Source organism: Thalassospira lucentensis, assembly GCF_001613805.1.
Classification (GTDB): domain Bacteria; phylum Pseudomonadota; class Alphaproteobacteria; order Rhodospirillales; family Thalassospiraceae; genus Thalassospira; species Thalassospira lucentensis_A.
This window is the reverse complement of record NZ_LPVY01000011.1, coordinates 53,636-80,516: the sequence shown is the minus strand read 5'-3', so window position 1 is coordinate 80,516 and position 26,881 is coordinate 53,636. Positions and strand designations below refer to the sequence as shown.

28 protein-coding genes and 1 tRNA gene are annotated in these 26,881 nt (G+C 53.7%); 11 read left to right on the top strand and 18 right to left on the bottom strand.

Annotated features, from left to right (window positions below):
• Positions 1–7: 7 nt before the first annotated feature.
• The 3 genes from AUP42_RS10405 to AUP42_RS10395 form a co-directional block, all read right to left on the bottom strand.
• Positions 8–589, bottom strand: a complete 582-nt coding sequence (locus AUP42_RS10405) for a c-type cytochrome (RefSeq protein WP_062951552.1) — start codon at positions 587–589, stop codon at positions 8–10.
• Positions 589–1,842 (bottom strand): PQQ-dependent sugar dehydrogenase, encoded by a 1,254-nt coding sequence (locus AUP42_RS10400; RefSeq protein ID WP_062951551.1) that lies wholly within the window; start codon positions 1,840–1,842, stop codon positions 589–591. The genes AUP42_RS10405 and AUP42_RS10400 overlap by 1 nt, the downstream gene beginning before the upstream one ends.
• Positions 1,843–1,992: 150 nt before the next feature.
• Positions 1,993–2,283, bottom strand: coding sequence for a BolA family protein (locus tag AUP42_RS10395; protein WP_062951550.1), 291 nt, complete (start codon positions 2,281–2,283; stop codon positions 1,993–1,995).
• Positions 2,284–2,443: 160 nt separating this feature from the next.
• On the opposite strand from AUP42_RS10395, the gene AUP42_RS10390 reads away from it, so the two are divergent.
• The 4 genes from AUP42_RS10390 (at position 2,444) to gluQRS (ending at position 7,125) form a co-directional block, all read left to right on the top strand.
• Positions 2,444–3,088, top strand: a complete 645-nt coding sequence (locus AUP42_RS10390; RefSeq protein ID WP_062951549.1) for a J domain-containing protein — start codon at positions 2,444–2,446, stop codon at positions 3,086–3,088.
• 197 nt (positions 3,089–3,285) lie between these two features.
• Positions 3,286–4,293, top strand: a complete 1,008-nt coding sequence (gene cobS / locus AUP42_RS10385) for a cobaltochelatase subunit CobS (RefSeq protein ID WP_062951548.1) — start codon at positions 3,286–3,288, stop codon at positions 4,291–4,293.
• 55 nt (positions 4,294–4,348) lie between these two features.
• Positions 4,349–6,265, top strand: a complete 1,917-nt coding sequence (gene cobT / locus AUP42_RS10380; RefSeq protein ID WP_062951547.1) for a cobaltochelatase subunit CobT — start codon at positions 4,349–4,351, stop codon at positions 6,263–6,265.
• Positions 6,266–6,285: 20 nt separating this feature from the next.
• Complete coding sequence (gluQRS, locus tag AUP42_RS10375; RefSeq protein ID WP_062951546.1) at positions 6,286–7,125, top strand: tRNA glutamyl-Q(34) synthetase GluQRS; 840 nt, start codon at positions 6,286–6,288, stop codon at positions 7,123–7,125.
• Here the strand turns inward: gluQRS and AUP42_RS10370 are convergent.
• Complete coding sequence (locus AUP42_RS10370) at positions 7,103–8,044, bottom strand: LysR family transcriptional regulator (protein ID WP_062951545.1); 942 nt, start codon at positions 8,042–8,044, stop codon at positions 7,103–7,105. The two genes, gluQRS and AUP42_RS10370, sit on opposite strands and share 23 nt — an antisense overlap.
• A 105-nt stretch (positions 8,045–8,149) precedes the next feature.
• Between AUP42_RS10370 and AUP42_RS10365 the strand changes: the two genes are divergently transcribed.
• Positions 8,150–8,749, top strand: a complete 600-nt coding sequence (locus AUP42_RS10365; protein WP_062951544.1) for a short chain dehydrogenase — start codon at positions 8,150–8,152, stop codon at positions 8,747–8,749.
• A 216-nt stretch (positions 8,750–8,965) separates the two neighbouring features.
• The gene (locus AUP42_RS10360) at positions 8,966–10,999 is read left to right on the top strand and encodes a putative bifunctional diguanylate cyclase/phosphodiesterase (protein ID WP_231858237.1); all 2,034 of its coding nucleotides are present in this window, start codon (positions 8,966–8,968) and stop codon (positions 10,997–10,999) included.
• 76 nt (positions 11,000–11,075) lie between these two features.
• On the opposite strand, the gene AUP42_RS10355 is transcribed toward AUP42_RS10360, so the two are convergent.
• The 5 genes from AUP42_RS10355 to AUP42_RS10335 form a co-directional block, all read right to left on the bottom strand.
• Entirely contained in the window at positions 11,076–11,264 is a 189-nt protein-coding gene (locus tag AUP42_RS10355) for a hypothetical protein (RefSeq protein WP_062951542.1), read from the bottom strand.
• Positions 11,265–11,403: 139 nt separating this feature from the next.
• Positions 11,404–12,297: a sigma-70 family RNA polymerase sigma factor gene (locus AUP42_RS10350; protein ID WP_197468267.1), complete on the bottom strand. Its 894-nt coding sequence runs from the start codon at positions 12,295–12,297 to the stop codon at positions 11,404–11,406.
• Positions 12,284–12,748 (bottom strand): carboxymuconolactone decarboxylase family protein, encoded by a 465-nt coding sequence (locus tag AUP42_RS10345; protein ID WP_062951540.1) that lies wholly within the window; start codon positions 12,746–12,748, stop codon positions 12,284–12,286. Before AUP42_RS10345 ends, AUP42_RS10350 begins: the two co-directional genes overlap by 14 nt.
• 142 nt (positions 12,749–12,890) lie before the next feature.
• Positions 12,891–13,313, bottom strand: coding sequence for a cupin domain-containing protein (locus AUP42_RS10340; RefSeq protein WP_062951539.1), 423 nt, complete (start codon positions 13,311–13,313; stop codon positions 12,891–12,893).
• Positions 13,314–13,379: 66 nt separating this feature from the next.
• Positions 13,380–14,135 (bottom strand): SDR family oxidoreductase, encoded by a 756-nt coding sequence (locus AUP42_RS10335; protein WP_062951538.1) that lies wholly within the window; start codon positions 14,133–14,135, stop codon positions 13,380–13,382.
• A 487-nt stretch (positions 14,136–14,622) separates the two neighbouring features.
• Here AUP42_RS10335 and rpmB point away from each other — a divergent pair, with 487 nt between their 5' ends.
• Together rpmB and AUP42_RS10325 are read left to right on the top strand one after the other, a co-directional pair.
• The gene (gene rpmB, locus AUP42_RS10330) at positions 14,623–14,916 is read left to right on the top strand and encodes a 50S ribosomal protein L28 (RefSeq protein ID WP_062951537.1); all 294 of its coding nucleotides are present in this window, start codon (positions 14,623–14,625) and stop codon (positions 14,914–14,916) included.
• Between the two features lie 370 nt (positions 14,917–15,286).
• Positions 15,287–15,853 carry an HNH endonuclease gene (locus tag AUP42_RS10325; RefSeq protein ID WP_007089028.1) on the top strand — a complete coding sequence of 189 codons (567 nt, stop codon included), beginning with the start codon at positions 15,287–15,289 and terminating at the stop codon, positions 15,851–15,853.
• 63 nt (positions 15,854–15,916) lie between these two features.
• Here AUP42_RS10325 and AUP42_RS10320 read toward each other — a convergent pair whose 3' ends face one another.
• Positions 15,917–16,840: an MBL fold metallo-hydrolase gene (locus AUP42_RS10320; protein WP_197468266.1), complete on the bottom strand. Its 924-nt coding sequence runs from the start codon at positions 16,838–16,840 to the stop codon at positions 15,917–15,919.
• Between the two features lie 220 nt (positions 16,841–17,060).
• On the opposite strand from AUP42_RS10320, the gene AUP42_RS10315 reads away from it, so the two are divergent.
• A complete protein-coding gene (locus AUP42_RS10315) occupies positions 17,061–17,432 on the top strand; it encodes a helix-turn-helix domain-containing protein (RefSeq protein WP_197468265.1) in 372 nt (123 codons plus the stop codon).
• Between the two features lie 181 nt (positions 17,433–17,613).
• Positions 17,614–17,862, top strand: a complete 249-nt coding sequence (locus AUP42_RS10310) for a hypothetical protein (protein ID WP_156484595.1) — start codon at positions 17,614–17,616, stop codon at positions 17,860–17,862.
• Between the two features lie 62 nt (positions 17,863–17,924).
• Here the strand turns inward: AUP42_RS10310 and AUP42_RS10305 are convergent, their stop codons facing one another.
• The 4 genes from AUP42_RS10305 to AUP42_RS10290 all read right to left on the bottom strand — a co-directional run bounded on the left by AUP42_RS10305 (position 17,925) and on the right by AUP42_RS10290 (position 22,487).
• Positions 17,925–20,105 (bottom strand): TonB-dependent siderophore receptor, encoded by a 2,181-nt coding sequence (locus tag AUP42_RS10305; RefSeq protein WP_062951534.1) that lies wholly within the window; start codon positions 20,103–20,105, stop codon positions 17,925–17,927.
• Positions 20,106–20,214: 109 nt separating this feature from the next.
• The gene (locus tag AUP42_RS10300; protein ID WP_062951660.1) at positions 20,215–21,102 is read right to left on the bottom strand and encodes a helix-turn-helix domain-containing protein; all 888 of its coding nucleotides are present in this window, start codon (positions 21,100–21,102) and stop codon (positions 20,215–20,217) included.
• A 262-nt stretch (positions 21,103–21,364) separates the two neighbouring features.
• Positions 21,365–21,871 carry a disulfide bond formation protein B gene (locus AUP42_RS10295; RefSeq protein ID WP_062951533.1) on the bottom strand — a complete coding sequence of 169 codons (507 nt, stop codon included), beginning with the start codon at positions 21,869–21,871 and terminating at the stop codon, positions 21,365–21,367.
• Between the two features lie 28 nt (positions 21,872–21,899).
• Entirely contained in the window at positions 21,900–22,487 is a 588-nt protein-coding gene (locus tag AUP42_RS10290) for a YqaA family protein (protein WP_062951659.1), read from the bottom strand.
• Positions 22,488–22,708: 221 nt separating this feature from the next.
• On the opposite strand from AUP42_RS10290, the gene AUP42_RS10285 reads away from it, so the two are divergent.
• Positions 22,709–22,794 (top strand) — tRNA-Leu (locus tag AUP42_RS10285).
• Positions 22,795–23,002: 208 nt separating this feature from the next.
• Here the strand turns inward: AUP42_RS10285 and AUP42_RS10280 are convergent.
• Genes AUP42_RS10280 through AUP42_RS10265 form a run of 4 tightly spaced genes read right to left on the bottom strand, consistent with a single transcriptional unit; the run spans position 23,003 to position 26,862 of the window.
• A complete protein-coding gene (locus AUP42_RS10280; RefSeq protein ID WP_062951532.1) occupies positions 23,003–24,046 on the bottom strand; it encodes an L-idonate 5-dehydrogenase in 1,044 nt (347 codons plus the stop codon).
• A 3-nt stretch (positions 24,047–24,049) separates the two neighbouring features.
• Positions 24,050–25,324, bottom strand: a complete 1,275-nt coding sequence (locus tag AUP42_RS10275) for a TRAP transporter large permease (protein WP_062951531.1) — start codon at positions 25,322–25,324, stop codon at positions 24,050–24,052.
• Positions 25,321–25,830, bottom strand: a complete 510-nt coding sequence (locus AUP42_RS10270; RefSeq protein WP_062951530.1) for a TRAP transporter small permease — start codon at positions 25,828–25,830, stop codon at positions 25,321–25,323. Before AUP42_RS10270 ends, AUP42_RS10275 begins: the two co-directional genes overlap by 4 nt.
• Positions 25,831–25,887: 57 nt before the next feature.
• Positions 25,888–26,862, bottom strand: a complete 975-nt coding sequence (locus AUP42_RS10265; protein WP_062951529.1) for a TRAP transporter substrate-binding protein — start codon at positions 26,860–26,862, stop codon at positions 25,888–25,890.
• Positions 26,863–26,881: the final 19 nt, after the last annotated feature.

The following is a 26,881-nucleotide window of genomic DNA, read 5'->3' as shown; positions in this document are numbered from 1 at the left end:
CGTCGGTTCAGTTCGGTTTTGCCGGGACGGTGATTTTTATTTCAATGGAACTGTACCAGTCGGCCGCTGCCTGGATATCTGCATCCGTCAGGTCAGCCGCAATCGGCGACATGATTTCATTATTTCGTTTGCCGTTCCGAAACGCTTTCAACTGGGTTTCGATATAGATATTGGTTTCGCCCGCAAGGTTCGGGGCATCCGGCATTTCCGAGATACCGTTCGCGCCATGGCACGCCACGCAAAGTTCTGGCGCATTGTCGCCGGGTTTTCCGGTGGGGAATGTGGTGGTAATTTCAAAATGGCTGTACCAGTCGGCCACGTCTGAAATCTGCTGATCTGACAGGCCTTTGGCGACGACGGTCATCATTTCGTGTTCCCGGCTGCCATCGCGAAAGGCGCGTAACTGGGCTTTGATATATTCCGAAGGTTCGCCACCGATGTGGGGCGCAATAGGGACGCGGGCAAAACCGTCCAGCCCGTGACAGGTGCGGCACATTCCCGCAACTTTTCGACCAGTATCAATATCCTGCGCCAAGGAGACCCCGGCGGGCAGAAGCCCGCCGAGGATCATGAAAAGCACTATCCGCATCAGGAGCCCTCGTACCAGATGCGGTAAAGTGCACCGGCAAGGTCATCGGACACGATCAGCGATCCATCCCGAAGTTGTGCGACATCGACCGGGCGGCCAAGATATTCGCCATTTTCATCAATCCAGCCTTCGGCAAAGGGTTCTGTACTCGCATTGCCGTCGCTGTCGATAAAGGTCACCATTACCCGCGCCCCGACCGGTGTTGTTCGGTTCCATGAGCCGTGCTGGGCCGAGAAAATGGCATTGCTGTATTTGGCGGGAAACATCTTGCCGGTATAGAAGCTCATGCCAAGGTCAGCGGCGTGTGCCACGGTTTCCACAGCCGGCATCACGACGTCATAGGGGACTTCTTCACCGGCATATTCGTTGGTTCGAACGTCGCCACCACCATACCAAGGATGGCCGAAATGTTGACCGGCTGCGGTTTGTCGGTTGATCTCACCCGGGGGAATATCATCGCCCATGCCGTCAACCTGATTATCGGTCCACCAAAGTTCACCTGTTTCAGGGTGAAAATCATGTCCGACCGAGTTGCGAACACCATAGGTGTAAACTTCGCGACCGCTTCCATCGATATTGATCCGGATGATGCCACCGATCCCGTGTTCCCGATACAGTTCCAGCTTGTCTTTGGGAGCAAAGTTGAACGGTTGTCCAAGCGAGATATAAAGTTTGCCATCCGGGCCGATTTTGCAAACACGTGCGGTGTGATTGTAACTTTCTTCAGATGGCGGCACCAGTTCACCCTCCTTAACGACATTGAACGCCGCAACATCCGGGCTTTCATAAAAAAACTCGGCTGCGGGGAATGTCAGAACCCGATTCTGTTCTGCGATATAGAGCATACCATCGGGTGAGAAGCATGGGCCGTTTGGAATGGAAAACCGTAAAGACGGGGCGAAATCCTTTACTTCATCGGCAACGCGATCCTTGTTGCGGTCTGTCACCGACCAGACTTTATCCTTGCGCGTGCCTACAAATGTCACGACCCCCTGCGGGCCAACCGCGATATGGCGGGCATCGGGCACGACAGCATAAAGGGCGATCTTGAAACCGACAGGTAGGGTAATGCGTTCAAGAGTCTTTTTGATGCCGTCGGCATAGTCTCCGGTTTGTTCAATCCTGGTGAATTCAGTGGTTCCGGTCGACTGGAAGTTGGAAAGCTTTTCGAGATTGTCCGGGGCAGGGGCCTGCGCGTAGGCCGTTCCGGACATAAACAGGGCGACGCTCGCCCCGACAAGGCGTGTTTTCATCACATAGTCCTCCCGTTTGTATCGGACGCAGATTTGACCAGCGCCCGTGTTGCATGTGCAGCGAACTGCACGTGCAACTTCTGGGCAGATATTGCGCCGAAAGATAACGGTCGTCTAAGTTGATTTCACTATGTGGAATAAACGCAATGGTTATTTTGGGGCGAGGGCAGCGGCGTACTCGGCAGGCGTCATGGTCTTGAGCGCCAGTGCATGAACCCGGTCCTTGAGAAGCTGGTCAAGGGCGATATAAACTAGCCGCTGGCGATTGACGCGATTCTCACCTTCGAATTTTTTTGAAACCACCAGCACCGAAAAATGGGATTCGCCACGCGGGTCGGCCCCGGAATGACCGGCATGTTTTGACGAATCGTCGATGATTTCGAGTTTCTCGGGGGAAAATTCCGTGGTCAGGATGTCTCGAATCTGCTGGGCTACCTGCATGACAATGGCCTCTTGTTTCGGTGTGTTTCACATTGATGAATGCGAAAATCTAACTGTTGGCAACGTTCTGGCACGCGATGGCAGTTTTTCAAGCCTTTTATCGCATTAAATCGGCCCGTATGATATTGCGAAGCCGGATGATCAGAACATATAGACGCAGATGAACCGAGGCCAACGCAACAAGCGCAAAACCCTTTACCACGAAGAACCAGACCTGCCCGAATGCGAGTGGCCGGGATGCGAAGGTCATGGCGAATTTCGCGCACCCAAAGATCGCAAGCTGCGCGACTATTACAAATTCTGCCTCGACCATGTCCGGGAATACAACAAGTCCTGGAACTACTACGAGGGCATGAAGGCCGAAGACATTGAAAATGATGTCCGGCGCGATACCCATTGGCAGCGTCCGACCTGGCGGTTTGGTCATATTCGCGGTGCCAAAAAGCCGTTCAACTTCAAATTCAGCGACGGTTTCGGTTTCTTTAACGAAGATGGGGACCCGACACACCATGGCCCGGGCGGCGATCCGGCCGGTGACCGGAAACGCAGAAGTGAAGACGCCCAGCGCCGGGCAGGCGCAATGGGCATGCCATCCGAACAGCAGCAGGCGATGGCGACACTCGATCTTGGCTGGCCGTTTTCAAAGGATGAGTTGAAGTCCAAATACAAAACGTTGTCGAAGAAATACCACCCTGATGCTAATGGCGGGGACAAGGGAGCCGAGGAACGGTTCAAGAAAATCAGTGCCGCCTATTCATCATTGATGAGCTATATCCGCGATCTGGAAGCACGGGTTCCCCTTTGATCTGAATACGATGCCGGAACAGATTTTGATAAAATCTGTCTTGCAATTCACGCCCTGGACCTTTTCATTGTTCGATCCATTTGCGGCGATAGACGTTTTTTGCGCATCTTCCCTTTGTCACGCGCATCTTAGCCGCTATTAATGAGCTAGTTTCAAACGAGACCGCGTCACCGGTCCGATAAAATGCGCGAGTACTTATGAGCCAAGGTTACGAAGCGACAGGTGCAGCCGCCGAACATCCGCTGGATGCACCCGACATCAAAATATCCGTCCGCGAAGCGTTCGGAATTGATAGCGACATGAAAGTCCCGGCATTCAGCCAGGGCAGCGAACATGTCCCCATGATCGATCCAACCTACCGGTTTGATCGCGATACCACATTGGCCATTCTGGCGGGCTTCGCCCATAACCGCCGTGTGATGATCCAGGGGTATCATGGGACGGGTAAATCGACCCATATCGAACAGGTCGCTGCACGCCTGAATTGGCCATGTGTCCGTGTGAACCTTGATAGCCACATCTCGCGTATCGACCTGATCGGCAAGGACGCCATTGTGTTGCGCGATGGCAAACAGATTACCGAATTCCGCGAAGGCATTCTGCCCTGGGCGCTTAAACGCCCGGTCGCGATGGTGTTTGATGAATATGATGCCGGTCGTCCGGACGTGATGTTCGTGATCCAGCGTGTCCTGGAAGTCGATGGCAAGCTGACCCTGCTTGACCAGAACAAGGTCATTCACCCGCATCCGAATTTCCGCCTGTTTGCGACGTCGAACACGGTCGGTCTTGGCGACACCACCGGTCTTTATCACGGGACCCAGCAGATCAACCAGGCCCAGATGGACCGTTGGTCGATTGTGGCAACGCTTAACTATCTTTCGGTCGCGGATGAAACCAACATCGTCACGGCCAAGGTGCCGTCGTTCGATACTGCCGAAGGCCGTAAGAAGATCGAAGCCATGGTGGCCCTTGCCAACCTGACCCGTCAGGGGTTCGTCGCAGGCGACATTTCGACCGTCATGAGCCCGCGTACCGTTATTACGCTGGCCGAAAATGTCGAGATTTTCGGGGATATATCTTATGCCTTCCGCGTGACGTTCCTTAACCGCTGCGACGAGGTGGAACGCCCGATCCTGGCTGAATATTATCAGCGTTGCTTTGGCGAGGAACTGCCCGAAGAAGCCATTAATGTGATGGTCCGTTAAGAACCATCCGTTGTTAAAGCAAATCGGCGACCTGATCCCAGAAGCGAGTAGTGCGATGAAGAATGATGAAGCGCTTTCCGGATTTTTGCGCGGCACAGCGGCGACGTTTCGCGCGCTTGCCGGACGCAATGATCTTGAAGTCGGCTTTGTCAAAGGCGGCCGGGCAGGTGGCTATGGCGAACATGTGCGCCTGCCGATGCCCAAACAGGCGCTGCCGAAGGACGAGGTTGCTGATCTGCGTGGTGTTGCCGATGGCTGGGCCCTGAAACTGCGTCACCATGACGTGGCCCTTCATGCCCGGCGCATGCCCGAAACGGCCGAGGCACAGGCCGTCTACGATGCGCTGGAAACGGCGCGTTGCGAGGCGGTCGGTTCGCGTTATTTCCCCGGTGTGCGCAAGAACCTTCGGGAACATGCCGAACAGGATTGCCGAGCAAAGAACTTCCATCGACTGACCGCGCGCGAAGATGCGCCTTTTGCCGATGCTATCGGCATGCTCGCGCGCGAGATTTTTACCGGTGAACCGGCCCCGCAGTCAGCCCGCCCGCTGATCGATTTGTGGCGTGCCCATATCGAAAAAAATGCCGGTGCGGATCTGACCTACCTGCGTGACGTGCTTGACGATCAGGACGCATTTGCCCGTGGGTTGCGTCGTCTTCTTGATCATCTTTCGCTGGAAGATGATATCGACGATGCTCCGCCTGAAAACGAAGGCGAGGACGAAGACGAAAAAGACGGCGAGACCGACCCGGACGAAGAACTCGACGGTCAGGGCGGTCAGCAGGGGCAGGCCGACGAGTCTGAACCGGATGGCGACGACCAGCAACAGGATGCCGGTACCGAAGAAGCCGAAGCAGGCGAAGGCGATATCGATGACCAGCAGCTTGAAGCCATGTCGCAGGAAGAACAGCCTGCCGGACCGGGCGAACAGCCAGAATTTGATGGCCGGAACGAACCGATTGAACGCGGCTATGAGCCATTTACCCGTGAATTCGATGAAATCGTCACCGCCGACGAGCTTTGCGAAGGTCTGGAACTGTCGCGTCTGCGCGCGATGCTCGACAAACAGCTGGCGAATTTGCAGAACGTTGTTTCGCGTCTTGCCAACCGCTTGCAACGCCGCCTGATGGCGCAGCAGAACCGCGGTTGGGATTTCGATCTTGAAGAAGGCATTCTTGACGCAGCAAAGCTCGCCCGCATTGTTGCAACGCCGTCAACCTCGCTGTCTTTCAAGCAGGAACAGGATACGGATTTCCGCGATACGGTCGTGACGCTGCTGATCGATAATTCCGGTTCCATGCGGGGCCGACCGATTACGATTGCCGCCCTTTCGGCCGATATTCTGGCGCGTACCCTTGAACGTTGCGGGGTGAAGGTCGAAATTCTTGGTTTTACCACCCGGCAGTGGAAAGGCGGGCAATCGCGTGAAAGATGGGTTGAAAATGGCAAGCCGCCGAAACCCGGTCGTTTAAACGATCTGCGTCATATCATCTACAAGGCCGCCGATACACCTTGGCGGCGTGCACGCAAGAATCTTGGCCTGATGTTGCGCGAAGGACTGCTTAAGGAAAATATCGACGGCGAAGCGCTGCTCTGGGCGCATGAACGACTTCTGGGCCGTTCGGAACAACGCCGGATATTGATGGTGATTTCCGATGGGGCACCGGTCGATGATTCGACCCTGTCGGTAAATTCCGGAAACTATCTGGAACGCCACCTGCGCGAGGTGATCGACTGGATTCAGACCCGTTCGCCGGTTGAATTGCTTGCAATCGGCATTGGGCATGACGTCACACGCTATTACCAGCGTGCCGTGACGATCAATGATCCGGAAGAATTGGGCGGTACCATGTTGCGCGAATTGTCCGATCTGTTCGATGAACAGGGCGCGCGCCAACCCAAACGCCCGATGCGTCATGTGCCTGCGGATAACGCAAAGGACAAGGCGACCGGTGATCGTGACCGCTGGTAGGTAAAGGGGATAGGGCCGTCATGACAGCCATTACCCGATTTGCCCCCAGTCCGACCGGCTTTCTGCATCTTGGCCATGCGGCTTCGGCCCTGTTTTCCACAAAACAGGCCGGGCCGGATGGCCGTTTCCTTTTGCGGATTGAGGACATCGATCAGACCCGCTGTCGTCCGGGATATATCGATGCGATCTACGAAGATCTCGGCTGGCTGGGGCTTCAATGGGAAGAACCTGTTCGCATCCAGTCGCAACATTTCAGCGATTATCAGCAGGTGCTTCATCGTTTGACCGATGCCGGTCTGCTTTATCCCTGTTTTTGCACGCGAAAAGACATCCAGGCCGAAATTGCGCGGATTGGAAATGCTCCTCACGGCCCGGATGGGGCGCATTATCCGGGAACCTGTCGCGATTGCAGCGTGTCCGAACGTACGGACCGCATTGCCGCCGGTGAGAGCTATGCCCTGCGTCTGGATATGGGGCGGGCCCTCAGGCAGGTTGGTGGCCCATTGTCATGGTATGATCGCAAGGCCGGCAAGCAGGAGGCAACGCCGGAAATATTTGGCGATGTTGTGCTTGCCCGCAAGGATACACCGACCAGCTATCATCTGTCGGTGACTCATGATGATCATTTGCAGGGCATCAACCTTGTCACCCGTGGCGAAGATCTGTTTTTCGCAAGCCACCTGCATCGGTTGCTGCAGGAATTACTGGGGTACGACGTTCCTGAATATCACCATCACGGCTTGCTGATCGGGCCGAATGGCAAACGTTTTGCCAAACGCGACAAATCCAAAACGCTTCGATCCATGCGCGACGAAGGCATGACCGCGGACGAGGTCATTACGATGACCGGCTTTGTCTGAGCGATCCGGTTCTGGTTTCCAGAAGGTCCGGCCGTTCAATAAACCAGTTGCGGATAAAATCGATCATCAGCCGGTTCTTGACCGGCAGGTTCGCCTGATACGGATAGACCAGATAGATCGGCCGCAAGGGTGATGAATAGCCATCAAGTGCCGTTTCAAGCAATCTTTCGGAGATTGCCGGAAGGGCAACATAACGCGGTAGTCGGGCAACACCCAGTCCGCGGATTGCGGCATTGCGCAGCAGCGGATAATGGTTCAGACGCAAATTACCGATTGCCGGGACGGATTGTGCGCCGTCATCGGAAAAGAAAACCCAGTTGCCATCCTTGTAATACTGAAAGTTCAGCAGGCAATTGTGGTTTGCCAGATCGGCGGGTGTTTCAGGTTTTGGGTGCTTTGCCCAATAGACCGGGCTTGCGCATACCAGTTCGGAAAGTTGTCCCAGCGGAATGGCAACCTGTTCCGGATCGTTCGTCAGTCCCGCACGGATCGCGATATCGATATGGGCCGATTGCAGATCGCGAAATGTGTTTTCCAGCTCCATCTCGATCTGGATACGCGGATGGGTTCTTTGAAACGCGACGATGATGTCATCAAGAAACATTTCCCCAAAGGAAACAGGAACCGTGATGCGTACGGTTCCCACCGGCTCGCCACGAAGGGCTTCGACGGCCTCGAATGCGGCGGTGGCACTTTGGGTGATGTTTTGGCAATACTCCAGAAAGGTCGTACCGATCTCGGTCGGTTCGACCTTGCGGGTGGACCGGAACAGCAATTGCGCACCCAGTTCTGATTCCAGTCTTTTGACATGCTGGCTGATCAGGCCCTTGGACACACCAAGCACCTTGGCGGCCTGCGTGAAGCCACCATTTTCTATCACGGCCGCAAAGCTGCGCATTTCGCTAAGATAATCTTTCATTGTTTAAAATATTAAACAAAATGTTTGAAAATCACCAGATTAACATCACCATTGTCCTATGGGACGATCTCTCCATTACGACATATTCCGAAGATGGAGGATTAAATGAAAGTTCTGTTGGTGGGCGCATCGGGAATTATCGGACGTGGAATTGATGCCGAATTATCCCAACGTCACGAAATCGTTCGTGCGTCCCGTTCAAGCGGGGATGTCAATGTTGACCTGACCGATATTGCATCAATCAGGGCAATGTTTGCCAAGGTAGGCAAGGTCGACGCGGTTATTTCAGCGACGGGTAAGGTTCATTTCGGTGACTTTTCCGAAATGGACGATGACAAATACCGCATCGGTATCAATGACAAGTTGATGGGGCAGGTCAATCTGGTGCTGGTCGGGCGTGACCATGTGGCGGATAGCGCATCATTCACGCTGACTACCGGTATCCTGTCCAAAGACCCGATCCGTTATGGCAGCTCGGCCTCGATGGTGAATGGCGCAATCGAGTCATTCGTGCGTGCCGCAGCGATTGAAATGAAGCCGGGCCTGCGAATCAATGCAGTCAGCCCCGGTGTGATCCTTGAGGCAATGGAAGGATATGCGCCGTATTTCCGCGGGCATGATCCCGTTCCGGCAGCACGTGCAGCCCTTGGTTATGCAAAGTCGGTCGAAGGTCTTCAAACCGGTCAGGTTCTCGAGATTTTCTGACGACAGTTGAGAAAACCGGTCGGGACATCATGTCTTGGCCGGTTTCGGGCATTACAAGGGGCCTTGCTCCGAAAAAACCATACTTTCTATCTGGAATTATGCAGGGCGACTGCTTACTATCCAAACAGCTAATGTTGCGCATCCGATGGTTGAGCGTGTAAACGGCTGTAACGGAAATACCGGATGGGGCAGTTAACGGCCAGGATGGCCAAAACCTTGAAGCGGCTGCTTTTGGAACCCGGACACGGGAACGAAGCAGGGCCGGCGCTGCAAAAGAAGGTTCGTGGGGACCTTCTTGACCTTGCCTATCGTAACAACTGGGCGAACGTTCTTGTCAATCTGGCGGCCGGAAGCGGCCTTGCAGGGACCCTGTGGTTTCAGGGCGAACTGTCATTTGGCATGAGCATATGGGTTGCCGTTATCATTATAACGACCGCGATCCGGTTGTTTGGCGGGTATCGTTATCATGCTGAACGGCGACTGGTTTCGGCGTTTGATGATACGGATTTCCACAAATGGCTTGTCCGATATGCCTTGGGTGTTTGTTCTGGGGCAACGCTTTGGGCGTTGGCAGCCATATTTGATCTGCCGGGACAAAGCAATGAAAGCCGGTTTGTCATGCTCATCATTCTTGCCGGGCTTGCCGGCGGGGCAACCGGTATTCTGGCCCCTGTTTTTCGGGTCGGGCGGTTTTATCTTGTGATGCTGCTGCTGCCAGCCTGCATTGTATTGATCGTCATGCCCGAACCGAACTATGTGCTGGCTGGACTGGGCTTCATATTTCTGACTGTCATGATGGTTACCCATCGCAACAATCATGTGATCCTCTATCGGTCGCTTGCGCTTAAACATGAAAATGACGGTCTGGTCGATGATCTGCGCGAACAGAACCGCATCACCCGGGACTGGAATGTGACACTGGAAACCCGCGTGGCGAAACGGACGCGGGAACTTCGCAATCTTCTGGTCCGTGACACTTTGACCGGATTGCTGAACCGCGACGGCATTGTGTCCTGGTTTGAAGAAGCTCGTGCAAGCCACGGTAATCGTGCTTATGCAGTTCTGTTCATTGATCTTGACCATTTCAAACAGATCAATGACGGGTTGAGCCATGCGATCGGCGATCTGGTGCTTAAGGAAGTTTCGGCCCGCCTGCGGGAATATGTTGATGAACGTCATGCGGTGGGGCGTTGGGGTGGTGATGAATTCATCATGATCCTGACCGACCAGCCCGAAAACCTGCATCAACTGGTTGATCAGACCATCGGTGAGGTTCGTGCGGCGGTCAACCGGCCCATCCATATTGCGGGACAGACATTGCATGTCGGTTTTAGTACCGGCGTTGCTTTCGGGATGACGGAAAACCCGCAAATTGCCGAAATGATCCACTGGGCCGATCTTGCCGCGGCGGAAGTCAAACGATCAGGACGTGGCAGCGTGCACAGTTATGACAGCAAATTACTGGTCGAACAGGAACGTCGGCTTGCCATAAATCAGGCCCTGCGTCAGGCGATGCCAAGCGACGAGCTGTATCTTGAATATCAGCCAGTGGTAAGTGCAAAAAATGGGGAAATCGAGGCTTACGAAGTTTTGCTACGGTGGGAAAGTGGCGAACTTGGGCGTATACCGCCTGACGAGTTTATCCCGATTGCCGAGGAATCCGCGCTGATTGTCGATATCGGTGAATGGGTTATGCGCGAGGCCTGCAAAACCATTCTTGACTGGTCCGGTTTTGCAGGCGGGCCTAAGGTGGCGGTTAACGTCTCGGTCCGTCAGATCGTGGTTCCGCGTTTTGCCCGTATGGTGGAGAACCTTCTGCTTGAAACCGGGTTGCCAGCCAACCGTCTGATTATTGAGGTAACGGAATCGATCTTTGATATCCGGCGCACGCAACTAATTTCGGAAGTCCTGTCTGATTTGCATGATCAGGGGGTGGAAATCCATATTGATGATTTCGGCACCGGCTATTCATCCCTTTCACGGTTGCATCAGATCCGTGTCGACGCCGTAAAAATCGATAAATCTTTCATCCTGAACATGGATATCAATGCACGTGCGGTGATTGAAGGGGCGATTTTGATTGCGCACCGGTTTGGGCTTGATGTGATTGCCGAAGGTATTGAAACCGAGCAACAGCGCAGTGAACTTGCCGCGATGGGTGTGGACGCCTATCAGGGCTATTTCTTTGCCCGGCCATCCAGCAGCCCTTGTGATGATCCGCATTGGCAGAAAACGGAATCAAACGTTTAATCCTGCGTCGGATAAACAAAAACGGCCCGTCCGCAATGCGGCTGGCCGTTTTGTTTTCAGCGTGCAGTGCAAATGCTTAGCGGCTGAAATCCAGAAGGACAAGAAAGCAGACAGGAACCAGCGCCAGGGCGACATAAATCCAGATCGATGCGACAGGAATACCGAAATGCGCAAGCACATACCCGGCCAGATACAGAACCAGACCAATTACAGCGACAAGTAAAATGCCCAAAAGGGGCAGGGATACCTTGGAATCGGTTTTCATCTTGCGCAATGCTCCCCAAGCGTGTGCGGAATAACTATGACAGCACGCTAACACCGAATGCGCGATGATGTTTTGACAAGGATCAATCTGTGCTTCGGCGACATGGGGCAAATTACAGAGTGATCGCTACGTAACCTGTTCATTGAGCATGTTGATCAGACATATTCAGTAATCTGGCCACATGCTGAAGCTTGTCCGGATTGCGGGTGATAAAGATGCGAGTGATTTTGCCGTCCCGAATTTCAAGGGCGGTGGTTTGCAAGACGTTGCCGCGCTCCAGACTGGCAAATCCTGGCAACCCGTCGATCCAAAGAAAAGACAGCAGCTTTTCAGCTTCGCCATACCGTTTGCGGAACAGTCCGGCAAACAGCCGCATGATCCGGTCGGCACCACGGATCGGGTTAAGCCACGCGTGAACTTTGCCGCCCCCGTCAGCGTGCATTACAACATTATCGGCCAGCATGGTACTTAATGTGCTGATATCGCCTTGGGTCGCGGCCTTGAAAAAGGCCAGTGTGATTTTTTCGCCTTCGTCGCGTTCGACGCTATATCGAGGTTTGGCTGCCCGGACATGTTTTCGGGCGCGCACGGCAAGTTGCCGGATGGCCGCCGGGTCACGATCCAGTGTTTCGGCGATATCATTAAGCGAGACCGAAAAAACGTCATGAAGTAGAAATGCCGCGCGCTCTAGCGGTGACAACCGTTCAAGCACCAGCATTAACCCAAGGGTCAGTTCATCGGTTTTTGGTTCTTCCTCGACTTCGACCAAAGGTTCGGGAAGCCAGTTTCCGACATAAATTTCACGTTGGGCGCGAGCGGACTTCATTACATCAAGGCATAGATGGGTGACGATGCGTTTCAGAAAAACACCGGGATTCCGGACAACACTTTGATCGGTGCGTTGCCAACGAATCCAGGCGTCCTGCACAATGTCATCAGCCTCGGCCAGAGAGCCAAGCATTCGGTAAGCCAACCGTTTGAGTTGAATGCGGTGTTCTTCGAACACCGCAATTGCATCATCAGGCGGGTACATCGGACGCATTAACCGGATGAGATGCAGCAAAGCCGATCTGGAACCGGTTCCAGCTATTGATCGCACCGATAGCCATCGTCAGATAAACCTGTTCTTCAGGGGTAAATACGCTGGCAAGGGCGGTATATTCCTCGTCAGAGGTGGCGTTGTTGGCGATCAGGGTCAAGGTTTCGGTCCAGGCAAGTGCAGCCCGTTCCCGTTCGCTGTAAAGCGATGATTCCCGCCATGCATCAAGCATATAGATACGCATTTCGCTTTCTCCGGCAGCACGGGCATCGGTGGTGTGCATATGAAGACAAAATGCACATCCATTGATCTGAGACGCACGGATTTTAACGAGTTCAAGCAGGCGATGCTCAAGGCTGCTTTCCTGAATGGCATCTTCCAATGCCATCATCGGCTTTATGCATTTTGATGCAAGTTTGAAATGGTTTTCAACACGCAGTGTCATGGTTTGTTTTCCTTGTTTTGCTTGGTGGACCGGTTGGCGGGTTCTCGGTGCAGCCAACATGTCGGATAAGGATCGCCGCACCCGGGTCGGGGGGAAACTGATGCGGCGATCCGTGCCGACGGCGGTGTTCCCCGCCGACGGGTTATTTCTCAATCGGGGTGGTCAGGACGGTCTCGTTGGTATCGACAACAAACACGGCAAGCAGTTTTGCAGGTTCGGTGTCACTGGCATTTGCGCTGACACCGTGGCGGTCGCCTGGATATTCGGAGAAGCTCTCACCGGCGCGATAGGTAATGACCGGGCCATCATTCACCTGACTGTTGATCGCACCCTCAAGGATGGTTGCGTAGATGAATGCCGATTCCGGATGGGTATGTGCCGAGGAAAAGCCGCCAGGGCCATATTCGACCAATACCGCCTTCATACTTTTGCCCGGTACATTGGGCAGTTCGTGCTCATAGACAACAGTGACTTTGGCGTCTTTGTCGTCCGAATGGGCCGCGGCGGCGTGTGCAAAAGTGATGGTCGCAAGCAGGGCGGACGCGAAGAGAAATTTCCTGATCATTTTTGCCTCCTGTCGGGGATGGGGAAACAAGCAAAGGTGGTCGTAGGTTGTGGATGTATGGGGCATTCACTGGGCTGCAATTGAATGCCCGAGCCAGTCTTCAAACCGGTTCATGCCAAGCCGCGCATCGATATCCGGGACAAGTGCCTTTTCGGAAAGTTCAACACCGAAATAGGGCGCTTTGGGATCGGCAATGACGGTGCGAGGGTCCTGCATGGCACGCAGATATTTCGCGACCAGCTCATGCATGCGGAAACGATCCGGTCCGGCGATTTCGGCAATGCCGTTCATCGGTTTGCCAAGCGCAAAGGCCGCCATTGCATCGGCAACATCGTCCGATGAAATTGGCTGAATAAAGGCTGTTGAAAGGTGCACATCGTTCCCGATGGTGCCGGCATTGGCAATGCCACTGACAAACTCAAAGAACTGTGTTGAATGGACGATGGTAAAGGGAATGCCTGATGCCCTGATCAGGTCTTCCTGCGCCTTCTTGGCGCGAAAATATCCGCTGCCCTGCAACTGATCTGTACCGACAACCGAAAGGGCGATGTGATGGCGGATACCGGCAGCTTTTGCGGCCGTCAAAAGGTTCCGCCCAGATGTCTGGAAAAATTCCATGACTGCTGCGTCTTCAAACGAGGGAGAGTTGGCAAGATCAATAACGACCTCAGCCCCCTCAAGTGCCTCCGCAAGCCCGTCGCCGGTGATTGTATTGATACCTGTATTGGGGGAGGCCGCGATCACGTCATGGCCCTGCGCGGCAAGACGCGCTACGGTTTTGGTGCCGATAAGGCCCGTACCACCGATAATGACGATCTTCATGTCTGAACCCTTCAAGCTGGTCTCGAGCGCTCGGACATCGGAATGACATTCCGTCGACGCTCGTAAACAAGACGAGACGGATTTTGCAGAAGTGACATGGCCCGGCATTTTTTGTGAAAAAAATCGACTGGCCTGTTGGAGAAGCATCCGGAGGGCGACAGAGGGAAGCCCTCACCTTGATATTATATGTGCTTGGTCGCGATCTGTCAGAATCGGGTATCCCGCAGGTATACGGAGCGCCAAACCGAACCGGAGGTATGGCGGCATGTCGGGGAAAATCGCTTGATTCCGTGTGGTTGAGATGGGAAAAGCCGTTCTTGCGCGATGCAATATGAACGGAATGTGCAAAACAGGTGTTTTTGTCGTGTAAAAGCGTGGATGAAGGCTTGACGGCATCTGCCAGAGGCGGTAATAACCCGGCTCCAAGCGCGGGCCTGCATGTCAGGCCAAGCGTCCTTTTGCGAATTATAGACCAGGAGATCAGGTCATGGCACGTCGCTGCCCGGTATCCGGCAAAGGCGTTTTGGTCGGCATGAATGTGAGCCACGCCCACAACCGCACCAAACGTCGTTTCCTTCCGAACCTGCAGCCGACCTCGCTGCTGAGCGAGGCGCTCGGTCGTTCGGTGCGTCTGCGTCTGACCACCAATGCGATCCGCACCATTGAAAAACGTGGTGGTCTGGATGCATATGTGCTCGGCACTGCAGCTTCCAAGCTGTCGGCAGAGCTGGTGAAAATCAAACGCCAGGTCGCCAAGGCTGTTGAAGCAAAAGCTGCCTAAGGCACGCTTTCTGCTTTAAGAATTACGAAGGCTCGCGATTGCGGGCCTTTCGTTTTTCAAAGAATTCAGATCGCCCTGTTCCGGGGCCATAAAAGGGTCGTGCATCACCGATGTGCGGCCTTTTTGTTTGTTCGGGCGGCAGGACGCAGATACGAGTCGTCTTTGTTCATGCCGGTTTTATGCAAATGTTTGCGACTCGGCTTCAAGCGGCATTTGCGCTTTGCGAAAATTGGTCTATACTTTGCTCTATCAGTGATTTACGCGACCGCGTCGCATGGCTTGATGAAACGTCACGATATGTTCATCACCCGCGATTCGCGAACCTGCTAAATAGTGGGTGCGACTCGGTAAACACGGTGGAGCGGATGGTATGCATTTATCGCCCAATGCGTGTCCGGCACTTGTTCTTAACGCCGATTTCCGGCCGTTAAGCTATTTCCCGCTGTCCTTGTGGTCCTGGCAGGATACGCTAAAGGCAGTGTTTCTGGAACGCGTTGATGTCCTTTCAGAATATGACCGTGAAGTCCATTCCCCGTCCTTCAAAATGAAACTGCCGAGCGTAATATCGCTCAAGGAATATGTTTCGCTCAAAAGCAGCCCGGCCTTCACCCGGTTCAACGTGTTCCTCCGCGATCAGTTCTCCTGCCAGTATTGCGGGGATCGTCTGCCCACCAGTGATCTGACATTTGATCACGTTATTCCACGGTCGCGGGGCGGTCGCACGAACTGGTCCAACATTGTGACGGCCTGTTCGGACTGTAATCTGTTTAAGGGCAGTCGATCGATCCGGGAAGCCGGACTTCGGCTGCGCAGGACCCCCGAACAGCCGAGCATGCACGAACTCCAGACCATCGGACGCCGCTTCCCGCCAAACTATCTTCACGAAAGTTGGCGGGATTTTTTGTACTGGGATACCGAACTGGAATACGATTTCTGATTTTCCAATTCTGACGGGGCGGCAAAAGCCGACGAATCTTCGTCGGCTTTTGCTTGGTGTGGATCAGAATACATCCAGATCGTTGGCCAGAACGACCTTGCCATCATAACGTTCGGTTATTTCATTCAACGTGCTTTCGATCGGAGCCGCATAGTGCAGCACATGATAAAGCACCAGCAAACCCGGTCTGGTTTCGTTAGCAAGTTTTGCCAGATCGGTTGAAAGAGTATGTGCCGAAGCGTGATAAGCCTGCCAGTTCTCGGGAAGTCCTGACCAGCCTTCATGGCTTATGGCCTCGTGAAGCAGGACATCGGCACCACGTGCAACTTCGCGCAGCTTTTCATTATAGGTCGTATCACCGGAAATGACGATAATGCGGTCGGGCGTGGTGACACGATAGGCAAAGGCATTGTCCCAGTTGCCATGTGTGACGGCGAAGGCCTCGACCGTTACATCCCCGTCTTTGAGAATGACACCATCATCCGAAAATTCGGTAACGTCGGCATAGGCAGCGTCACGATTGACAACCGGCTGGTTGCCTCCAAGACGGGTCTGCGTATCGTCGGCAAGCATTTCATATACACCTTCGCTCATGGCTTTGGTGCCGAAGGGGCCGAAGACCTTTATCTGATTGTCTCGCCGCCACCAGTAAGTCGTAATCAGCTCTGGATAATCAAGGACATGATCGCTGTGCAGGTGGGTTAAAAACAGATGATCGATCTTGGTTGGATACAGGCCGGAGATATTCTTCTTCTGTGCTGCTGCGATGGCATTCTGAACTACACCACCACCAATATCGAAGACATATGCCTCGTCATTATAGACAACAGCGATCCCGGCACCTGCGCGGTCGGCATCTGGCACGGGGGTACCCGTACCCAGCATGACGATTTTGGTTTCGGCTTGCGCTGTCTGTGCGTCAAACATGGCGATGCAGGCAAAAAGAACGGCACTAACAATGCCCGAAGTTTTTACGGATTTGTGCATAGGTTTCCTCCCGATGCGAATGGATCAATATCTGCGTGTTGTTGTTTTTATGCGCATCCCAAAGGCTACGGGTGATAGGCAGCAAACCCTAGAAATTGACATTGGGGGCTGTTCTATTTTGATATCATGGGCCGCATGGCGGCCCATATGACGAAACCATTATCGTAAGGATACAATAATGATATGCGAAAACACGCATGCAATGTTGGGACCGGACGACATGAGCGAACCTGCGAAGCGTGAAAAACGTGAAGAGTTGACCAACCGTGCCCTTGCGCGCGGATTAGAGGTTGTCCGTATTCTGGATCGGGCGGGTGGATGCAGAATTGCCGATCTGATGCGCCTGACAGGTTTGCCCAAAACCACGTTGCGGCGATTGTTGGCGGTTTTGCTTGATCAGCGTTTCGTACGGCGCAGCATGGGCGATGGCCGGTATCGGGCAAATGTCAGTTGGACATCACACCCATTGCAGAATGGCATGGCCGATCTTTCAGAGTTTCTAGACATTGCCTGTGATGTGATGCGTGATCTTACGGCCCGTGTGCAGTGCCGTCCGATGTCTTGGTCCGCAATGGCAATCATATGCAGGTGATTGAAAGTACACGATCCATTAGTCCACTTTTTGTTGCACCCGGAAAGCTGGAAGCCGTCGTGAACATGATCCGGTCCGCAGCTGGGCCAGCCTATCTGGCATATTGTCCGGCCAAAGAACGTGAGGCGATCCTGTCGGGCCTCCGCATTTCGGGGGGGGGGGCAGCCGGTTTGATGGTGTGTTGGCAGAAACCCGCAAACGCGGATATGCACTGCGTGATCCGGATTATTGGGGGGATAGTGTTGTCAATGATCGCCTGCGTGCCATCGCGATGGCAATTCCCGGAAGGCAGGGCATTGCTGGTGTCATCAATCTGGTCTGGACCGCAGGGATGATTGATGAAAACACGTTCGCGGCACGGCATGCCACAGATCTTAGAATGGCGGTTAATACAATCAGTGAACGTTATTGTAGTTTGGTAAAGGTCTGAGCAAAATGAAAACGCCGCTTTGTTTGAGCGGCGTTTCCGTTATGGTTGTTTTGTGCTGTGACTTACCAGTTCACGGTAAGCTTCAGCAGGGCGCTGCGTCCTTCAGCGTAGCCGCAGGCGGTGATAGAGCTACAACCTGCGACATATTCCTTATCGAGAAGATTGGAGACATTCAGGCTTAGGTCCCACTGATCGGCAACGCCATAGCCAATGCCTGCATCAAACACAGTGGCCGATGGCACTTCATGTTCGTTGCTTTCATCGGCATAGGAAGCTCCCTGATACCTTACGCCGCCGCCCAGACGGACACCTTCAAGCATTCCCTGACGGAACGTGTAGTCAAGACCAAGGCTGGCCATTTCGGTCGGAACAGTGACCGGTTGTTTGCCGATAACGCTTTGATCTTCATCTTCTGTGACTTCCAGATCAAAAGCGGTGGCAGCAGCCGTTAGTCTCAGTTCTTCAGTCAGGTTTGCTTTGGCTTCAAACTCGATACCGCGGGAATTGACTTCGCCCAATTGGCGCTCGTTGTTGAAGGTTCCGGTAACAACATTCTGCCGGGTAAGATCAAAGACTGCCAAGGTGAACAAACCGTCCAAACTTTGCGGTTCATACTTCAGACCTGCTTCGTACTGTTCACCTGTTTCAGGTTGAAATACGCCAAGCGAGCTCGAACCCAAAACCGGGTTGAAGAAGGTTGAGGCGCTGACATACGGCGTCAAACCGTTGTCGAAGGCATAGGCAAGACCGGCTCGGCCGCTCCATTCACCTTCTGTATCGCTGAAGTTATGGTAAGTTGAAATCGGGTCATTGGCATTGATCCAGATGTAATCGTACCGACCGTTCAGGGTGGTTATCCAGCCATCACCAAAGCGAATTTGATCCTGCGCATAGAACCCGAACTGGTTCATGTCGATGTCTTGGTCCAAATAAGCGGTACGTGCAGCCTGGCTTGAACCATGTATAGGATTAAGCGGATCAACAGTCGTGCCGGACGCTGAGAGCTCGAGACGATTCATGTCGAACCGTTTAATGTCGATCCCGCCGAGCAAGGTGTGGTCCAGCTCGCCGGTTGCGAATTTCTGTTCCAGCTGGTTATCCAGACCAATACTTGTTAGTTCGGTCCGGTGTTCAAAGCCCCAACGTACCAGATCGTTGCTGGCCGTGGTCGGGCTGGCGGCGCCACCAGCGACGTAGCCGCTTGGGTAATAGTAGACTTCATGAATATCAATATGACTGACACGGGCATTTTGGCGGAATGTCAGGTCATCATTTATGTCATGTTCCAGTTCATAACCGACAAGCGCTTGGCGACGAATATCCTTGTCCAAGCCCGGTTCGGTGAAGTTGGTTTCAGGGTCGATCTTGCCGTAACGCGCATCGACGACAGTGCCGTTGTAAGGCAAAAAGCCAAGTCCGCCATTATGCTGGCCGTCAACAAACGTGAAGCTGCTAAGTAGTGTCAGGCTAGTGTCCTGGTTGGGGGTCCACAGGAAGCTAGGTGCAATAGATCCCTGAAATCCTTCGTTCTCCTCGGCCTGTTCTTCACCTGCCGTGAACTGGCCGGTGACGCGATAAGCCGCCTCGTCGCTCATGCGGTCGCTGAAATCAATGCCGGTGCCAATTTTTCCGGTGTCTGTCACGGACAGTTCCAGACGTCGAAGAGGTTCGGCTGTTGGGCGTTTACTGACGTAATTTACCATCCCGCCGGGATTGGTGCCCCCGTATAGAACCGATGCAGCGCCACGCAAAACTTCGATGCGTTCAAGGTTATAATCATTAACAAGGAATGAACCGAAACCAAAAGCCGGACTTTGCAGACCGTCAAGATAGACGCCGCTCTGTGTCGCGTTGAAGCCACGAATATAGAACCAGTTGGTATCAGTATCCGAGCCGTAGGGCTGAGTGAAAACGCCACTGGTATAGCGCAGAGCTTCATCAACCTTGTTAACGCCCCGATTATCCATTTCTTCCCGGCCAATGACCGAAACGGATTGAGGAATTTCACTGAGCGGTGTGTCTGTTTTCGAGCCCGTAGCGCTACGCTTTGCAACATACCCTTGTACAGGCGAAGTCGGCGTTTCAGGTTGTTCGGCATTAATCACAAGAGGATCGACAACGATTTCCTTGTTGGTTTCATCCGTGGCTTGCTGGGCGCGAAGTTGTGTGGGCAAGCTGGTGCATAGAATTGCAACGCTGCCGAGAAGGGCTGTTTTGAAGCGCGTTCGGGTCAAGAACGTCATTTGAGGGGTTTCCTGCATCGGTTGTCATGTGTGACAGTCCGATAGCACGATTAGGAAAACCGGATATTGAACCCTATTTGCCCGTATTGAACGGATTTTGGTTTAATTTTCAGGCGGATTGTTCGCGTCGCCATACGCCCGGTGTGGTGCCTGTGATGCGGCGGAAGACGCGGGTCAGATGGGCCTGGTCGGCAAAGCCGACATGTGCCGCGACACTGGCAAGCGGTGTTGTGTTGTCGCGCAGCATGGATTTGGCGCGTTCAATGCGTGCCTTCATTTGCCATTGATGGGGCGGCATGCCGGTTGTTTCGCGAAATGCCGAGCAGAAATAGGATTGTGACAGACCAGTCAGTTCCGCCAGTTCATCCAGCCGGATAACGCGACCGCAATTCTGTTCAATAAATTCGACCGATTTGCGCAGGTGGTGCGGGGCAAGTTTGCCGCGTTTGCGCGATGTTTCGCTTTCGGGAAGTGGTGTCAGCAACGCACTGGTAAGAGCCGTTACCAGACTCTCTCCATACAGGTCGGGCGAGGCGATATCGCTGGCGAGGTCGTCAGCGATCATGTGCACAAGTGATCTGATCCGGGGATCGCAAAAACCGATCCGGGGCGTTTCAAGGATTGCGCGATCAATCTCTTGATCAAGATGCTTTTCAAGGCTGTTGATATCGAGATGGATATCAAGGTGGCGTAACCGGCATTTTTCCCGAATTTCGGCAGAAATTTCCATTCCTGCCGGAATATATGACAGGCACCCCTGTTCGCGACGAGAAGATCCAAAAGGATCTTCGGGCGTTTTGACGCGGAAGTTCGATTGTCCGCTGCAATCAAGAATGGCGACCAGTCTTGGTGCACAGGAAACATAGGTGCCCCCAGCCTTTTCACAGCATTCGACATGCCACAGATCGGTAATCGCAGAATTCCAGCGACGAAAACGCAGATCGTCCAGAAGCGAGATGCCCTCTATCCTGCTGGTCATTTGGGGATGGAATGTCATGTCCGGCATTCCTAGGATCGTCCTTGTCTGTGTTATGGCAGAAGCCGGTTGCCTTCAATGCCCCGATCCTGCTTGATCAATTAATGGTTGGATTGGTGAACACTATAAGAAGAATTGTATGCAAACAAGAACAATTCGCATTATCAACCTGGAAAAGGCAGAAATGGAGCAATTTTAATCGGGCGGATATTGACCGCGTTAGGTGTCGGTCTTCAAACCCACCAGATCGTTACAGGCGGGTTCGTGGGGCAGATCGCAAATGTTACCGCTTCATCCAGCGCGACGGAGCGATAAAGCACAGGATGGCAAGAATGGCGGAGAAGAAGACATTGACCGTTGGCATCGTGATGCCAAACAGGGCCCAGTCAATCTTGTCGCAGCGAACAATCGGCTGCGCCATCAACTGTGCCTTGAGGTCCGCGACCGAAGCCGCACCACTTGTCAGGCCGCCGCACATTGCCGGGCCTTCCCACCATAGTTCCTGGACACCGACGTGATAGAACGCAATGCCGGTTCCGATGGCAAATGCCATGCCACACAGATAAACAAGAACGCGTGACGCGCCAGGTATCCTAAGCAAAAGCAGGGCAAGGATGGCAAGGCCGCCCGCTACATAAAACGGAACGCGCTGATACAGGCACAACACGCAGGGTAGAAGCTTCTGCACATACTGTGCATAGAAGGCAAAGCCGAGGCTTCCCGCAGAAATCAGGAAAATGGCAACCGGTGGCAGGGCTGGGGCATAATGTGCGCGAAGCAATTTTATCATCGGGTCGTTCCGTTATCGTTTTGCGGTATTAACCGTGCGGGATCAGCTTGATGGCGGCAAATCCACCGACAAGAACCACAACAAATATGGTAAAAACGAGGCCAAGCCGTTTTTCGATAAAGTCGCGAATAGCCGGGCCGAATTTCCAGATCAGGGCTGCAATGATGAAGAAGCGCAAACCGCGCGCCAGAACTGATGCAACCATGAATATTGCCGGGTCGAGCGCTGTCACACCCGACAGAATGGTAATGACCTTGTAGGGGAACGGGCTTACGCCGGCAATAAACACCGCCCATGCACCCCATTCATTATAATAGTCGCGGAATGTATCGAACTTTGCGCCATAGCCGTAAAGCTGCAATACCGGCTGGCCGATGCTTTCAAACAGGAAGTAACCGATGCCATAGCCAGCAATGCCGCCCAGTACAGACCCGACAAGGCAGATCAAGGCATAACGCCATGCTTTGGTTGGTGCTGCGATTATCATGGGAATCAGCAGGACGTCGGGCGGGATCGGGAAAATTGAACTTTCCACAAAGGCGATAATGAAAAGCGCAATGGCAGCGTGGCGATGGGCGGCCAGGCCAAGGGTCCAGTAATAAAGGCTGCGCAGCACGGAAACGCCCTTTGCGGTTAAGACGATCAAAACGATGCGGCGCGGTGGCCGATATGGGGGTGATGTAACCGCATTTGGCCTTGTGCCGCAATGACCTTTTCCCGCAGAAAGTCCCATCTGGTTGACAACGCAATTTTTGCGCAAAGCCCCATTGACCGGACGAAATTTACAGCTATTATCCGCCCCACGATGGCGGGTGCGCAACGCACCCATATGTGCCTGCCCCTGTGGCGGAATTGGTAGACGCGGCAGACTCAAAATCTGTTTCTCTTTGAGAGTGGGAGTTCGATTCTCCCCGGGGGCACCATCGACCTGCAAATTAGCGGATTGCCGCTGGTTGCAGATTTTCTCAATTTACAACAGATATGAAGAGGTAAAATACGGCGCAGATTAAATGCGTGTCTTGACCTGTTTTCTAAAGCATTTTTTGACATATCCTAGATTGTCCATATGGAGAAGGCTTCAGCACAGATAATGCCACAGCCTTCTAGTATCCGGATGCACAGGAATCAGCTTCAGTTGGCGAAAGACAACTGAACCTTGACCGATTTGCTGCGATCACGTGCCACGTCAAAGGCTTCTGTGGCGGTTTCAAGCGGAAAGGTTTGGGTGATGATCGGGCTTACGTCAATTTTACCGCTATCGATCACGCGAACGGCCTCGGCAAACTCCGTATGGAAACGGAAAGTGCCGGTGATTGTGATTTCCTTGGCGACTAGCGGATTGAACGGTACCGGAATTTCGCCGGCAACGCCGACCTGAACGAGGATGCCTTGCGGGCGCAAAACGCTGATGGCGGACCGCAAGGCCGCCGGGGCGGCGGAGCATTCTAGGCAAACGTCAAACTGGCCCTTATCCTGTTCATAAGGTTTAAGGTCATCGGCGGCCGTGGCGATGTTGATGGTGCGGGTTGCTCCCATCTGCTTTGCAACATTCAACGCAAAATCCTGCAAGTCGGTCACAACGATTTCGCTGGCACCGGCAAGTTTGGCAGCCGCCGCACAAAGGCTGCCAATCGGGCCGGCACCGGTAATCAGAACCTTTTTATCCGCAAGATCACCTGCGCGTGCAACTGCATGCAGGCATACGGCAAGTGGTTCGGCACAGGCGGCTTTGCCGATGTCGGTTTGATCGTTGATGACGAAACACTGGCCTTCGCGCACATTGACCAGATCGCGGAACGCACCCTGAATATGGGGCATCGGCATTGCCGACCCAAAGAACTTCATGTTCAGGCAATGCTGCTGCAGGTTCTGTTGGCAATAACGGCACGTGCCACACGGATGGCTTGGGTTGATTGCAATCTTTTGCCCGACGGCCAGACTGGTTGCATCCGGGCCAAGTGCAACGACGGTACCCGAGGCCTCATGTCCAAGGATGATCGGTTCGCGCACGCGGATTTGACCAATGCCGCCTTCGAAATAGTAATGCATGTCCGAACCGCACACACCACCGGCACCAACACGGATAAGGACTTCGTCACCAACAGGGGCGGTGGTTGCTTCGGTGTCGATCCGAAGATCATCTTGGCCATACAGACGGCAAACGCGTGTTTGCATCGATTACTCCATCAGGGACGGCAACCAGGTTGACAGCGCCGGGATATAGGAAACAAGGAACAGGATAAGGATATTGGTCAGAAGGAACGGCATCAGCGCCCTTATAACCGTGGTCACCGGGGCTTTGGCGATGTTCGCACAGATGAACATGCAAATGCCTACCGGCGGGGTCGTCAAACCGATCATCAGGTTCAGAACCGCAAACACCGCGAAATGGATCGGATCGACACCGACATTGGTGGCAAGGGTCAGAAGTGGCACAAACAGGATGATCAACGCCGCAATCGTTTCCATGAACATGCCGACAATGAGCAGAACCAGATTGATCAGCAATATCACGGCATATTTGTTATCGGTGAACGACAATACCGCGTTTGAAATCATCTGCGGGATGCGTTCGGAAACAAGGATCCAGCCAAACACGTTTGCCAGACCGACAAGCGCAAGAATGGCGGCGGCGGTCACCGCGCTATCGATGATGATTTTCGGAACCTTGCGCAGCGGCAGTTCGCGATAAATGAAACAGCCGACAATCAGGGCATAGATACTGGCAATGACTGCGGTTTCAGTCGGGGTGACGATGCCGCTCAGCAAACCGCCGACAATCAGGGCCGTCATGGCAAGTGCCCAGAAGGCGCCGACGAAGGATCGGGCCAGTTCACCAAATCCCTGCCACGGCTGGTGAGGGAAATTGCGTCGGACCGCGATGATGTAGCAGGTGACCATCATTGCGAGACCCATCAGGATGCCGGGAATAGCACCCGCAATGAACATCTTGCCGACAGAAATGCCAGACAATGCACCAACGATGATCATGGGCATGCTTGGCGGGATGATCGGCCCGACCGTTGATGATGCCGCCGTAACAGCGGCGGAAAAAGCAGGCGTGTATCCGGCGCGGACCATGCCGGGGATCATCATGCCGCCGATTGATGCCGCGTCGGCAACAGCGGTTCCGGAAATGCCACCAAACAGCATGGAACCGGTAACATTGGTCAGGCCAAGGCCACCCCGCATCCATCCGACCATCGCATTGGCGAACCGCACAATACGCGGTGTAATTCCCCCGCCATTCATCAGGTTCCCGGCAAGGATAAAGCCGGGAATACAAAGCAGGACAAACACATCCATCCCGGCAAACATTTTTTGCGGGATCACAACAAGAGGAATGCCTTCCAGCAGCAAATAGCATAGCGAGGACAGACCCAGTGTCACGGCGACCGGAAGGCCGATGACGAGGCCGAGGGCAAAAACGCCAAGTAAAATTGCGAGGCTCATGGGAAGTCCTTCGTCGTATCTTCAGCTTTTCCGTCAGAAGCCCCGGCGATGACACGTATCATCCGCAGGACCGCGAAAAGGCCGAGAACGGCAAGAAGAATGAAAACGGTGGCGTGAATGAAGTCCATCCGGACGCCTAAAGCGGGTGAAGTTTGAAGAACACCGATTGAAACAAACATCCACGCAGGGGATAGCAGTATCAGGCAAAATGCCGCCGTCAGCCCGGCCGAGATGAACATCAATGCCCGCTGAATACGCAAAGGCAGCATTTCGCAAACGATGTCGACATTAACCAGTTCGCCATTGCGAAAAGACAGCCCGACGCCAAAAGCCGCAAGAAACAGCAGCGCATGACGCGTGAGTTCTTCGGTCCATACCGGTGAACTGGTCAAAAAGGTTCGCGACACAACCTGTATCAGGACCGTGCCGATCAGAATGCCGAAAGCGGCACCGGTTCCGATCCGGCAAAGTGCAATGATGGATGCGTATAATCTGGCAGAAAGCACGTTACTTCCCCGTCGAAAAAAGGTTCGGTCGCGCGTACGCAACCGAACCGGTAGCAATCAGTTTGCGAAAAGGTCTTCGACGACAGGACGGATTTCGTCGGAAACATTTGCAAGAACAGCGTCTTTTGCTTTCTGGGCAAAGGCCTGCGTGTCGACTTCAACGAAGGTCATGCCCTTTGCCTGAAGTTCCTTCGTCAACCGTTCTTCATCAGCGCTAAACAGGTCGCGCTCATATGCTTGGGCCCGTTTTGCAGCTTCCATGACGGCTTCCTTGTCGGCATCTGACAGTTTGCCCCAGGTGATTTCCGAAATGGTCAGATAAATCCATGAACGGACATGCTCGGTCTTGTTCACAAATTTCTGCACTTCGTTGAAGCTTGCCGAATCAATCAGTGCCAGCGGGTTTTCCTGTGCATCGATGGTGCCTGCCTGAAGCGAGGTAAAGACTTCCGAGAACGCCATCGGTGTCGGTTGCGCACCAAGCGATTTCCAGACATCAACAAAAAGCGGAACGTTCGGAACGCGCAGTTTCAGGCCGTTCAGATCGTCCGGGCTTTTGATTTCGCGGTTTGACGTCAGGTTGCGCGGGCCACGGGCAAAATAGGCAATCGGGCGGATGCGGGCTTTCTCGACGATCTGCTGTTCGATTTTGTCGCCGATTTCACCACTGGCAACGGCATCCATGTCTTCGAGCGTCTGATAGGCATACGGAACAGCCAGAAGGGCCGCCATCGGTGCCCAGTTCTGCAGGCTTTCACCGGTAATGGTCATGTCGACCGAACCAAGCTGCATGCCGTTGATCAGGTCGATTTCCTTGCCGAGTGTTTCGTTGGGGAAGACCTGCACATCAATACGGCCGTCGGTAAGGGTCGAAAGTTCCTCGCCGAACTTCACGGCAGCTTTGTGCCAGGCATTCTGTTCATTGGCGAGATGACCAAGTTTCAGGGTTATTTCTGCGGCAATCGCAGAGTTACCCATCATCATGGCGGCTACACCGGCGATCATCAGTTTCTTGGTCGTTTTTTTAAGCATCTTTTCCTCCCTGTTCGGT